The sequence below is a fragment of the Shewanella sp. ISTPL2 genome (assembly GCF_013283205.1).
Classification (GTDB): Bacteria; Pseudomonadota; Gammaproteobacteria; order Enterobacterales; family Shewanellaceae; genus Shewanella; species Shewanella oncorhynchi.
Genome location: NZ_JAAPAV010000001.1, coordinates 1,433,629 through 1,446,827 on the forward strand (window position 1 = coordinate 1,433,629; position 13,199 = coordinate 1,446,827).

11 protein-coding genes are annotated in these 13,199 nt (G+C 43.9%); all 11 read left to right on the forward strand.

Annotated elements, in window-relative coordinates; translation table 11 throughout:
• Positions 1 to 23 precede the first annotated feature (23 nt).
• The 11 genes from HUB64_RS06455 to brxC all read left to right on the forward strand — a co-directional run bounded on the left by HUB64_RS06455 (position 24) and on the right by brxC (position 13,178).
• Positions 24 to 476, forward strand: a complete 453-nt coding sequence (locus tag HUB64_RS06455) for a MerR family transcriptional regulator (protein ID WP_173496626.1) — start codon at positions 24 to 26, stop codon at positions 474 to 476.
• A complete protein-coding gene (locus tag HUB64_RS06460) occupies positions 454 to 2,628 on the forward strand; it encodes a VIT domain-containing protein (RefSeq protein ID WP_173496627.1) in 2,175 nt (724 codons plus the stop codon). Before HUB64_RS06455 ends, HUB64_RS06460 begins: the two co-directional genes overlap by 23 nt.
• A gap of 74 nt (positions 2,629 to 2,702) precedes the next feature.
• Complete coding sequence (locus tag HUB64_RS06465; protein WP_173496628.1) at positions 2,703 to 2,870, forward strand: hypothetical protein; 168 nt, start codon at positions 2,703 to 2,705, stop codon at positions 2,868 to 2,870.
• Positions 2,871 to 3,248: 378 nt separating this feature from the next.
• Positions 3,249 to 3,950, forward strand: coding sequence for a DUF3944 domain-containing protein (locus HUB64_RS06470; protein ID WP_173496629.1), 702 nt, complete (start codon positions 3,249 to 3,251; stop codon positions 3,948 to 3,950).
• A 23-nt stretch (positions 3,951 to 3,973) separates the two neighbouring features.
• The gene (locus HUB64_RS06475) at positions 3,974 to 4,939 is read left to right on the forward strand and encodes a hypothetical protein (protein ID WP_173496630.1); all 966 of its coding nucleotides are present in this window, start codon (positions 3,974 to 3,976) and stop codon (positions 4,937 to 4,939) included.
• A gap of 233 nt (positions 4,940 to 5,172) precedes the next feature.
• Entirely contained in the window at positions 5,173 to 6,090 is a 918-nt protein-coding gene (locus HUB64_RS06480; RefSeq protein ID WP_173496631.1) for an IS5 family transposase, read from the forward strand.
• Between the two features lie 664 nt (positions 6,091 to 6,754).
• The gene (locus HUB64_RS06485; protein ID WP_254451398.1) at positions 6,755 to 7,657 is read left to right on the forward strand and encodes a WYL domain-containing protein; all 903 of its coding nucleotides are present in this window, start codon (positions 6,755 to 6,757) and stop codon (positions 7,655 to 7,657) included.
• Positions 7,658 to 8,173 (forward strand): BrxE family protein, encoded by a 516-nt coding sequence (locus tag HUB64_RS06490; RefSeq protein WP_173496632.1) that lies wholly within the window; start codon positions 7,658 to 7,660, stop codon positions 8,171 to 8,173.
• Positions 8,160 to 8,951: a DUF1819 family protein gene (locus HUB64_RS06495; protein WP_173496633.1), complete on the forward strand. Its 792-nt coding sequence runs from the start codon at positions 8,160 to 8,162 to the stop codon at positions 8,949 to 8,951. Before HUB64_RS06490 ends, HUB64_RS06495 begins: the two co-directional genes overlap by 14 nt.
• The gene (locus HUB64_RS06500; RefSeq protein WP_173496634.1) at positions 8,932 to 9,513 is read left to right on the forward strand and encodes a BREX protein BrxB domain-containing protein; all 582 of its coding nucleotides are present in this window, start codon (positions 8,932 to 8,934) and stop codon (positions 9,511 to 9,513) included. The genes HUB64_RS06495 and HUB64_RS06500 overlap by 20 nt, the downstream gene beginning before the upstream one ends.
• A 29-nt stretch (positions 9,514 to 9,542) precedes the next feature.
• Complete coding sequence (gene brxC / locus HUB64_RS06505) at positions 9,543 to 13,178, forward strand: BREX system P-loop protein BrxC (protein WP_173496635.1); 3,636 nt, start codon at positions 9,543 to 9,545, stop codon at positions 13,176 to 13,178.
• Positions 13,179 to 13,199: the final 21 nt, after the last annotated feature.

Below are 13,199 nucleotides of genomic sequence, written 5' to 3' on the forward strand. Positions count from 1 at the left end.
TGAAGTTTAAATGGAGGTACAGGATGCAAGAAAAATATGGCATCAGCGATCTGGCGAGATTGCTCGACTTTCCAGTTAGAACGATCAGGTTTTATCTGCAAAAGGGGCTGATTAAAGGGCCTCATGGCGCTGGTCGTGGAGCCTGGTACGACACAGAACATGTTGAGCAATTGCTAAAAATTAAACGTTGGCAAAGTGCGGGGCTGTCTTTAGAGCGAATTCAAGAATTACTGAATTATGCAAATGAACCTGAGTTGCCTGATATGCAACCAAAAGCAGGGGACATGCGTGTAATTAGTCATTTGTATCTGGGCCAAGGGCTGACACTAATGATTGACCCAGTTGCGGCAGGTGTGAGTAGTGAGCAGTTAAGGATGTTAGTTCCTGCAATGATAAGTAGCTATCAGCAGGTTATGCAGTGCTCTTTGCCTAAAAATAAAGGTGGGGTGGAAAATGAACAACAATGTGATGAATAACATAGTGCTAGGTAATTCTGAAGGATTTGGGTTTGATCATGACATTGTTTTAAAGCACAGTTTAGTTAATGCGCAACTGAATGGTTCTATCAGTGAAGTCGAATTGGTTCACGAATTTGTAAATCGTGAAACTTGCCCTATTGAAGCCATATTCTCATTTACGTTACCACTAGATGCGGTCATTTTAGGGTTATCTATGGCGATTGGTGAGCGTCAGTTCACAGGTGAAGTGACGCCAAAAGCTATCGGAACTGATAAATACGAAGGTGCCATAGCAGAAGGTGACAGTGCAGTATTACTGGAGCGGTTGAATGATGGGTTATATTGTCTCAATGTTGGTAATTTGCTACCTAATGATGACGTTACCATTTCTATTCAATATGCCCAAGTCCTGAACTGGCAAGACCGTAAACTGCGGTTTTATTTTCCGTGTACAATTGGTGACCGCTACGGACATCAGCGAACAGCAAATTTACAATATTATCAACAGATTGAGCATACACTAGATAATGGCGCACGCTTAACATTTAATCTGGCGATTAACGGTGAATTATCTTCCTCATTAGTTACCAGTCCAAGTCATTCATTAACGGTAAAACGAGAAGAGAGTTCTTTAATCTTATCAGGGGATAGGGTTATTCCTGATAGGGACATCATAATTACACTAGAAGCATTACCTTCATTTACTGGCGAAATTCTAGTTGAAAAGAGTGCTTTTGGGTTGCAGTACTGTGCCAACCTGTTACTACCATCCTCAGATAACCACAATGAGTCAGCTCAGTGCTTCCAGTTTATTGTTGACCGTTCAGGTTCAATGTGCGGAGATGCCATTGAGCAGGTGCGTAAGGCCTTCGTCGCAATTAAAACACTTCTCAAGCCATCAGACTGGTTCAACATCATCTCCTTTGGGTCTCAAGCACAAAGTTTGTTTCCATCCCCTGTTCCTGCCGATAGTGAGCATCTTGCAAAACTTCATGCATACATCAACCAGCTAGAGGCCAACATGGGGGGAACTGAAATTGCAGCAGCATTAAACTTGGCTCGCAAAACTGGACGGCATGCAGAATTTGCGACGCAAATGTTGCTGATCACTGATGGTGAAGTGTGGGATACCGCGGCAATAATCGCGGATGCAACAAAAGCAAATATGCGATTATTCAGTGTGGGCGTGGGTTCTGCAGTAAACGAAGCTTTTCTGAATAAATTGTCGCGCAGTACTGGCGCTTCAGCCATCTATGTATCCCCAAACGAGTCGATGGCAGATGCGATTGTGGGACAATTTAAACGATGCCGTCAGCCAGAGATAACAGATCTTAAAATACATTGGCCGATACCAATTAATGAGCAAGTTGATAAACAGTTACTGTTTACGGGTGATGGATATCAATGCTATGCCACATCTGAGACCGAAATATCACCAAAAACCTACGTGAATATAGAAATTATGCAGCAAAATCAGTCAATCCCGGTAAGAAAGTTTCGAGGGATTGGTACTGGAACTTTGTCACGTCTGGCTGCTTACCAAAGATTGTCGAGCAGCAAGAAACCTGAGGAAATTGCCGTTAAGTATAGTTTGCTTTGTGAGCAAACCTGCTGTGTATTGGTCGCCGTGCGGGACCAAAAAGCTGACGGTTTACCAGAGTTGCGAACTATAAGGCACACTCGTGCAGCGGGTGAAGCGGGGTTTGGCTCAGTGGCAGGGGTTGTATCTCCTTGTTTTGCAGCGCCAGTGTATAGCAGTTCAGTGCTTGATTGCCTTGATATCCCAGCATTTCTACGCAAACAGGACGTAACGTTTGTAGATGATATTGCTGAACCAGTTGATAGTGATATGACTGCAATCGCCAATTGGCTAAAGATTTTCAACAAAGCTGCGTCCAATGGTTCGTTGGAATTGAGTTTTACTTGTATTAAATCATTAGGCATTGATTTGCAGAAAATCTTGATGATTGATATGAATTTTTATCCTGACATACCGGAAAAACTTCTAGTGTTTGAAATCCTACTAGCATTCCTTGAAGTATCTAATGCTGGAAGAACTGGTCGAAAGTTAAGGCATTGGTTACAGCAACAACATGTTATTGATCAAGTTGATCCCGACATTGCGATAGATATTCGCGCTAATCTAGCCTTGCATCTCACTGGTAGTTGAACGGTAAAAAGCCTTTTCGCCCGGCATATACTAAATAGTCATTATAATCATTCTGTTACGAAGGATTCATTTCTATGGATTTGTTTGTGGGAATGCTTGTTCGATGCATGCCTTTGATTCTCATCATTGCTGTTTTGCTTGTAATTAGGTTCGTTATTCTTAAGCCTGATTATGATGCTTTTAAGGCATATACGGAGAAGAGGAAAAATGAAAAACCTTGGTGGGATTTTACTGATGAATAGAAGAGGTATTAAATTGATTTATATCACGTTTTTTGATGATGAAAACCTGTATTTTGATTGACATACAACCCACCTCAAAAATTCACATTACAAAGTCAAAGAGATACCATGCCACCGATGGATTTTTAAGCTTAATTTAGTATTCCGTGCCAACGCTAGCCTCGCGCAGGTTTGTGTGAATAACCTTACTCAATCGATTTGATTGAGGTGTGTTATCGCGAACTGACAGCCGATTAGTACGTAACCAACTTTTAGCTTATTAGCGTCGAGGTGTTGTTTGTGAAAATTATAGTAGAGCGTTTAGCGATTTGCTCGCTAGAAAAATTAGGTTGTGAAGCAGGCATTAATATGCAAGCTGTTTTATGAAAGGGAACTAATATGGATTTTGTTAAGCGGAACTACTCGTACCGGGAAGATGGCGATCTGCAGTTTCTTTCTCTTTGTACTCATAAGCAACTGACACCACTTGTTAAATATTTGACCAAAGACAAAACTGGTAAACTTAGAACCACAGAGACACTAACTACTAATCCTAGGTTTAAAGATAATAAGCATGACTTGGCGCTAGTATGGCAAGATATCTGCGCTGAATTGCAAACCTTTGGTAATTCAACTGTGTTGAATCTTATTACCGGAAAGGGGGGAACCTATCGCAATTTACTGCAATATACTGCCCGTTCAATTGGCTGCTCGGTCGCTGATAAGGATAGTACACTTGCAATTGAAAAAGCTATTGTCGCTAAGGTCATGGAATTGCAATTGGACAAGATGACGCAAGCTGATCGTTCGGCATTTGTCGAGAGAATGAATAAAGATTATCAATGCAAGATTGATAATGCGCTTGACTGGAGCAGCAAGGATTTCGCCATTGTATCTAGGGTCCTCGCATCGGCATTTGGTGGTGCAGCGGTTGGTGCGGCACTATTGCCAAGAGTGCTGATGATATCCAGTCCAGTGGGAGTATTGAGTGGGATTTTTGGTGCATTTGTCGATGCGCCCAATGTCAACGTTACTTTACCCTGTGTGATACATATTGCAATGCTCCGAGAACTGCGACGTAACGATAATCCATTCAAATAAGATCTGCTAAACAAGGGGTTGTAATGATTAGTAATACAATTAAAACAATAATGGTGCCAGATTGGGACAAGGTTGATCCGGAGATCATTGAGCTAATTAAGTCAGGTCACATGCGATTACGAGAGGGTATTGTTTACTGGTCAAAAGGTAAGAAATTAGTAGATGGTGCAGGGAGTATTGTTAAGCATTTACCATTCAAGGAAATGACCGTAGATCTTAGTGAAGGGGTTAATGTTGTCGAGCTTGCAAAAGCAGGCGCTGCAGTTAAGCAAAGTATCTTTCTTGCCGCAGGCTTATCTACAGGAATTATCCTCGGTGCGATAGTGATCCAAACAGTATATTTATCGAAGAAGCTGGAAAAAATCCAAGCATCCATCGACAAGATAGCCGTCGAAATCCAAACGCAAAATCAATTGTTTTATCTTGAAAAACTTTCGTCTTATATTGGTAGTGTAATGGCAGCACATGAGTTGCTAGGTATTTATCAAGAACATGAACCTGTACCTGAGATTATAGCTCCTTTGTTGGTCACTTTGGCGCAGCAACGGAATGAGCTTTGTACCTTTTTGATGAAATTGATCGGATGGATTGAGCAAGGGAATAATCGTGATGGTAAAAATACCATTACCCAAGAGCATGCTGCTTTAATAATTGATTTTATCACTCATGTTTTGGATATGATGCCCAAAGCTATTTATGTTGAGTCAACTTTGTACGCTAGGTTGGGTCATTATCATCATGCGGATACCTTAGAAGAAACTGCCGGAGCTAAATATACCGCGGTGCTCCAAGCTTATCGTGGATGGGCTAGAGATTCTTACGACAATTTATTGACTGGTTCATCATCTAGTCACAATAATCGTTTGTTAACCAATAAGTTTAATGACATAAAAAGCTTACTTAACTCATTGGAAAACAAGATTTTGCTTGGTAAAAATGAGCAATTCAATCAGCAAGATGAGAAGCTGATTATTGCTTTACCAGTGTAAGTGACTCGTAAAGTGTCATAATTTTGAAGATATAGTACAAGACATTTCTATTGCTCATACTGAGTTTAAGATGCTATTCCAAGTACCATATTCACTGATTCAAGGAGGAAAAACTAGCTATAACCCAGTAACAAAACGAATCTTAGTATAGCTAGGCGGCGTTGTTGAACAAATCAGTGAACTAATCGGTGTTGCCATGATCAGATCTCCTGACTCACCTTCAGGACGGCAACATGGGCAAATCAATACGTAAAATCGTTAATTGGAAGCAATACAACCAAGCGTTAGTGAGCCGTGGCTCGCTCACCTTTTGGGTGGATGAAGCTGCAGTAAACACGTGGTACTGTCATGGGCATCATGGCGGGCGTGGACGCGGGTTTAGCTATAGTGATGTGGCGATTGAAACCGCGTTGATGGTCAACGGCATCTTTAATTTATCGTTGCGTGCGCTAGAAGGCTTTCTCAACTCTTTGTTTACGTTGATGAGTGTGCCACTTAAATCCCCCGATTACACTTCTATCAGTAAACGCGCTAAGACAGTCAATATCAAGTACCGCAACCCCAGTCGCGGACCGATAACGCATGTTGTTGTCGATGCCACGGGCCTGAAAGTGTTTGGTGAAGGGGAATGGAAAACCCGCAAGCATGGCAGCGAAAAACGCCGCACATGGCGCAAGTTGCACTTAGCCATAGATGCAAGCACTCACGAAGTCGTTGCCGCTGAAGTCAGTCTTGTGTCAGTAGGCGATAATGAAGTACTGCCGACTTTGCTCAATCCTTTACGGCGAAAGATAATGCAGATATCGGCAGATGGGGCTTATGATACAAAGGGTTGTTATCAATTACTGCGACGTAAAGGCTGCAAAGCTACCATCCCACCACGCTCAAATGCGGGGTTATGGGAAAAGGGGCATCCACGCAATGAAGCCGTAGAAGCACTGAAAACGGGTCAGCTGAAACAATGGAAAATCGATAACGGCTATCACCAGCGCTCTCTAGCAGAGACCGCCATGGGCCGATATAAACAGTTGAATAGTCCAATGCTAAGTTTGCGTGACTACAATGGGCAAGTCGCAGAGGCCTTGGCTGGTGTGAAGGCGATGAACAAAGTCATTAGATTGGGTATGCCCGTTCGCCAGCAAGTTGCTTAATCGGCCAGAAGTCTTGGAACGATTACGTTCTATGAAATGATTTAATCAACAACGCCTAGCTAGGCCATACGCGAAGGGCGCAATCGTTCTCAAGCATTTCAGATAATTGTTGAAAATGGCTTTAGTTATAATTCCGTACCTAAGTATTTGAACGCGTGAAAAGTTAAATGGAATTGACCGGTATCCTGGCTGAATTCCAATACCGTGCCGAAGTCTATTATCGGCAAACCTTTAACAGTAGTTAGGCTCTTACGGAGCTTTCTTCGGATTGTGTGTTTACTAACCAAGAAAAATTGGCCTAAGACAGGGATATATTAACGGTGCATGTGGGCCATATAGCCTCTTAATGGGGTTAATTTACCATGGCGTCATCACGCGTGCAGAAGTTACTAACCTTGATAGAGTGGATGCTATTGCAGTTAAGGATTATTAGACTGATCTCAGGTTGATTAATGTCTGATGAATTGAGTTAAGACTATGAATACTTGATTGAAATTCCAACACGTCAAAGAAAACTTAATTTTTGCTTCAAATCACAATCTAACACACGATAGAAGTAGCCGCGGGATAAACTAGTTGGTAATATTGGCCTACTTAAATTCGGTAGGTTGTATAACAATTTTCTGTTTGTTGTACTACCATGCGAGCGTGCTAAGGATAGACCTTGACTCAATTAACATTGGAAAGTTTAACGCTTGCGCAGCGCGAGCGACTTGCTCACATTGATTTTGTGTTGATGTTTAAAGGTGAGGCTCGTCGAACTGATCTCGTTGAACGATTCAATATTGCCCCTTCTGTAGCGACCCAAGACTTTGCCCGTTATAAAGAGATAGCGCCGCAAAATGTGGTTTATGATGAAAAGCGTAAACAACATCTCAAGGCTGCGTCTTTTGTATCCCTGTTCGATTTCGATGTAATCAGAACCCTAGCCACCTTAAGCCAAGGTTTTGGTGATGGATTTTCTGGTCAGCTAAAACCCCCGTTGGCCTGTGAAGCGCCTTATCACCTAAACAAGCCGAATTTGTCGATAGTGGCGAAAGTCACCGAGGCCATGCACAAAGGCAAAGCCTTGAGTATCACCTATGTGTCACTATCGAGCGGTGAAACAACGCGTGAAATTGTGCCACATACGCTGGTGGACAATGGCTTACGCTGGCATGTTCGTGGTTTTGATCGTAAGCGCGATGAATTCCGTGACTTTGTACTAACCAGAATTAAAGGCGCAGAGGTGCTTGAGAGTTCAACCTTGCCGCCCTCTGCTGTCAAAGAAAGTGAACTCGAAACTCAGGACCGACAGTGGAACCGATTCGTGGAGTTAGAATTAGTACCGCATCCGCGAATTTTGCATCGTGAAGCGATTGAGCTGGATTACGGCATGATAAATGGCGCAGTGAAGGTAGAGATTAGAGCGGCTAACGCAGGATATCTGCTCAGATTATGGAACGTTGATTGTTCACCTGATGCAGTGCTAACAGAAACACAGCTGTTTTTAAAAAATAGAGCAGCTTTATACGGTGTTAAGAATTTAGACATTGCTCCTGGGAGCGAAAATGTGGTGGATTACTAAATGAACAAAAAGCTAATAGAACTTATTGCAGAACTAAAACTGATAATCGGATTCCTTGGTGAAAAGAGCCAATATAACTGGTGGGAAAGCAATTTTTTAGGCGCTTCCAGTGGCGCATTTTTAACACACACTTTTCCTAGAACAAAGTTACTTTCTCAATACAATGGTGTGAGTCAAGCGGCGCTTATTGTGCATGACGACCGAATTGGTATTGGTCAAAATTATCATATTTTTCGACTACCAGTTTCGGTCGAACGAAGTGTTGCTAGGGCAATAAATGAATTTGAGTCCGAAGATAAGATAGTTAGAAGTCTCAGCACTAAAGAAGCAGCGGAAAAACGTTTGTCTGAACTTGCATACAACGCTATTGCAGAAGATGGCCCAATGAATATAGGTATATTTGACGAGCATAATTTAGAGAATCTTATCAAAACATGTGCTGGGTGCTATGTGAGCGCATTTGAGCAAGATAAAAAATGCTTCCCATTTATGAAGGGGGCTAATGTTGATAGTTAATCACGAACAATTTTACACAACGCAGTTAGGTGCAGGATTAGGATTGGTTGATGAGACCAAATTATTGCTCTGCCTATATGAATCAGGCATGACGACGAATGAACTTTATACAATAGCGTTAAATTCAGGGCTGTTCCCGATGGTTTCTGCGAGACGACTCAGAAATATCATCGCTGAATGTTTTTCACCTAGATATATTAAATCAGGTGTAGCAGATACCCTAAAAAAGCTAGAGCCATCAATAGTATCTAGCTCATTTAATCAACTGTTATTGATTCATACGGCTATTGCAAACAGAGTGTTGTTTGACTTCATTGTTGAAATATTCTGGTCAAAGTATTCAGGAGGTTACGACTCCATAGGCACTGATGATGCGCGAGAATTTGTCGTGAATGCCGTTCGAGAAGGTAAAACACAGAAACCGTGGTCTGATTCAGTCATAAAGCGAGTTTCTTCCTATGTCATAGGCTGTTGTGCTGATTATGGTCTTTTATCATCTGGTCGTGTATCCAAACGAATCATTCAGCCAATACGTATGCAACAAAGTACATCGTTATATCTTTCTCACTGGCTTCATTTTTCTGGTCTTGGAGATAACGCGGTAATTCACAATGAATGTTGGAAATTATTTGGTTTAGAGCCTTTGGATGTCAGAGATGAATTCAAACGGCTAGCAAAAAATGGCTGGATGATTGTGCAATCAGCGGGTGATGTCACCCGGATAAGCTGGCAGTTTAAAACAATGGAGGAGGTGGTTGATGTCATCGCTCAAAGCTGATTTCAATGAACTTATGGAAAGAGTTAAAGCCGGTCGTGAGTTTGCCCACGCCAGTTTTGAACCCATTTTCTACTTGGTATTTCGGACGGATCAAATTCTTGAAGTTAAGCGCCAAATGCCTGCCTGGGAAGCAAAGCTAAAAAATGATGGCTGGAATGTTCATCGTTTCTCAATTGCAACTGCGATTCAGGAAGTGTTTGATGAGATGCCGCCAATCATCAAAAATATCTGGGAAAAACAAGATGCAGCAGCTCCACTTCAGTGGCATAAGACCAATAACTCGCTTGCTGAAGCGTTAACCAAGAAAGGCGCTCTGCAAAACAAGTTGGAAGCAGTGCTGAGTGAGTTGGAAGGTAAACCTAACAACATTCTGTTGGTGACCGATATTGAAGCGCTACATCCATACCTTCGTATTGGTTCTGTTGAAAGCCAGCTGCAAGGGAAATTTCATGTACCAACAATTTTCTTTTACCCTGGGGAGCGTACAGGGAAGACCAGACTGAAGTTTCTTGGGTTTTATCCGGAAGATGGCAATTACCGCTCTGTGCACGTTGGCGGTTAATCAATAGCAAGGATATTTAGGACATAGTAATGGAAATCAAATCACTTTTTGACAACAACAAAGATATCTACCGCGCTATTGAGAAAGTCATTACCTACGGCGTATCGCAAGAAGCCAGGCTAAAAGCGGAAATTTCTGAGTATGTGGTAACCGAAAGCATTGAAGAGCAGTTCGAAAAGCTACTCTCCAAGATGCAAGCAGCAATGGAGGCTGGCGGGCAAAATGAAGTCGGCGTATGGGTTTCAGGCTTTTATGGCTCAGGTAAGAGCTCCTTTACCAAGTATCTGGGTCTTGCCTTTGATGACAACATCAAAATCGACGGCACACCCTTTATTCAGCATCTGCAAGACCGCTTAAAAAAATCAACGACAAAGGCACTGCTAACTTCTGTTGCCAAGCGTTTTCCTGCTGCTGTGTTGATGCTAGACCTTGCCAGTGAACAGGTTGCTGGTGCCACTATGGAAGAGGTGTCTACTGTACTGTACTACAAGGTTCTGCAGTGGGCAGGGTATTCGCGCAATCTTAAAGTGGCAGCGTTTGAGCGAAAACTGAAAAAAGACAATCGTCACGCCGAGTTCTTAACGCTGTTCAGCGATTACACCGAAGGCCTAGATTGGGAAGACTACCGCAATGACGAACTGGTAGTCGACAGCGTGATCCCCGAGCTGGCCCATCAGATGTACCCAACACTGTTTAAAACCTCATCCTCGTTCTCCACTGAAGCTAGTGAAGTCATTCGTTTTGAAAATGACCGAGTAGAAGAGATGATTGAAATTGCCCGTGAAGCATCAGGCAAAGAACACATCATTTTTATCATCGACGAAGTTGGCCAGTATGTTGGTTCTCGCCAGAACCTGATTCTTAACTTAGACGGATTGGCCAAAAACCTGAAGAACATTGGCGATGGTAAAGTCTGGGTGATCGGTACTGCCCAGCAAACCTTGACTGAGGATGATCCTAAAGCCTCGTTAAACTCGCCAGAGCTTTACAAATTGAAAGACCGCTTCCCGATCCAAATCGACCTTGAAGCCAATGACATCAAAGAAATCTGTTACAGCCGTCTGTTAGGTAAATCGCCAACAGGTGAAGCTGAGCTGGTTGGCTTGTTCGATAAACACGGGCAAGCGCTGCGCAACCACACCAAGTTGGTTGACGCCCGCGCCTATGGTGCAGATTTCGACAAGCAAACTTTTGTCAATTTGTATCCTTTTCTGCCTGCGCACTTTGATATTTTACTGCACTTACTTGGTGCCCTAGCCAAATCGACGGGCGGTATCGGTCTTCGATCTGCGATTAAAGTCATTCAAGACGTGTTGGTTGAAGGTGCGGATGGTACCAAGCCAATTGCTAACCAGCCAGTGGGCTGGCTTGCCAATACGGTTACGCTATTCGACGCACTTAAGAAAGACATCGAGAAAGGTTACCTTTCGCTCTATCAGTCTGTTGGTAAAGTCAAAATTCGCTTCCCTGATTCAGCATTACACCAGAACATCGCCAAAACCGTGTGTGTGCTGCAAATTCTGGGCAATTTGCCTATTTCACTGCAAAACGTCACCAGCCTTATGCATGCGGGTATTAGTGATGCCTCTAATGCAGATGCGGTTAAACAAGCGGTCGATGAACTCATTAATGATGCCATAGTCCCCTTCGGTGAGCAGGAGGGTAATCTCTGTTTCTTCAGTGAAAAGCTGAACGACATAGAGCAAGAACGCGCCAGTATTCCATTACGTGGCGTCGAATTACGGCGTATTCAAAATGAAGCCTTGCGTGAAGCATACGCGCCGCTCCCATCTACCCACTTAAATGGTACTTTGTCCGTACAAACAGGTTTGAAAGCACAAAGTGCGGGTGGTGTTCCTGCTTCATTATCGGGTGAACGCAATACTGTTCAAACCTTAGTTGAGCTGGTCGATGCTAAAGATTATGAAACAGCCAAAGCTCGCTTAACCGACGAGAGTCGGCATAAAACAGCGCAATATACCATTTCTATACTTGGGCGAACCTCATCTGGGATTGATGAGCTGGTCGGAGACATTTATCGCTGCAGAGAAATCGCCAATAAATACCGCAACGAACCAGACCAAGAAGTCAAAGAGTACTGCGCTAGCCAAAGTGATATCGCCAACCGCAAAATGGGTGAGCTTGAAGGCTTATTACGCCGTAGTCTGACTCAGGGATCTTTTATATTCCGGGGCGAAGTGACGGCCGTTGAAAGTCTTGATCTTAAATTGTTGGAAGCGGCGAAAAAACACTTAAGCAACGTGGCAGATCAGGTCTTCGAACGCTACAACGAAGCTCCGGTTCGTGCCAACACTAACCTGGCCGAGAAATTCCTCAGCACTAACAGCCTGGCGGGTATTACCAGCGATATTGATCCGCTCAGTTTAGTGCAACGCAGTGGTGGCCGCCCATCCATCAATACTGATCACAAAGCCATTACCAGCATTCGCGACATGATCGAGCGCCAGGGCACCATCGAGGGCAAGCGCCTCAGCGACATCTTTACCGATGCGCCTTACGGCTGGTCGCAAGATACCTTGCGCTATTTACTCGCTGCCATGCTGGTGGCGGGTGAAATTAAACTGAAAGTGGCGGGTCGTGAAGTTACCGTTAATGGCCAACAAGCCATTGATGCACTCAAGACCAATAACAGCTTCAAGTCTGTTGGCGTGGCATTGCGCGAAGAGCGCCCCACTATGGAGGTGATGGCCAGAGCCGCAGAACGTCTGACCGAGCTCAGTGGCGATATGGTAGTACCGCTGGAAGATGAAATCAGCAAAGCCACCACCAAGCTGTTTCCTCAGTTACAACATCAGTACGGTCCATTGGCAGAAAAGCTCAAACGCTTAGGTTTGCTCGGTAGCGATCGCATTAATGCCCTAAGCGGTGACATCAAAGATGTGCTCTTTACCGATGCCTCCGACGCCCCAGCACGTTTAGGGGGTGAGGAATCTGATCTGTACAGCAGCTTAAAATGGGCCGCAGAACTTAAGCGTAACTTGGAGCAAGGGCTGGAAGATACTCTTACCGAGCTCCAAACTTATCGCGCAGCACTGGATACCCTGCCAGCCAGCGGAACCCCAGGCGCACTAAAAACCGAGCTGGCCGATACCTTAAGCGATATTAATACCCGCTTAAGCCAAAGCGATTTCTTTAAATACCACACCGAGTTTGCCAGCCAGCTCACTCTTATCAAAAGCCGTGTGCGCGATACCGTCATCAGCTTGCAGGCCGAACAACGTCAGCGCATTAAAGAGGCCGAGCAAGATCTGCTGCGCATTGCCGAATGGAAAGAGCTCACCCAGCAAGAGCAAAACAATATTCTGGCTGATCTAGAAAAACTGGCGGTCACTGCAAGTGAAGACTTAGCTGGCCTGCGTACCTTGGTCAACCAGGAATACAGTATTCAAACCCAGCTGCAAGATCTGAAAAACCGCATCCAGCGCATTGGCCAGCAACGCTTGCAAGACAAACTGCGTGAAGAACAAGCAGAAGCGGTTAAAGAGGGTAAGAAGAAAATCACCCGCAGCTTACAGCCAAAAAAACGCATCACCAGCATGGCGGAGCTTAACCAGCTCATTAGCCAATTAGAGCAACTACGTGGCGAGCTGCAATACGCCCACGAATTTGAGCTGGAAATCAGCTTCAATGACAGCGCGGAATAAGCAATGGTTATGACGAATCGG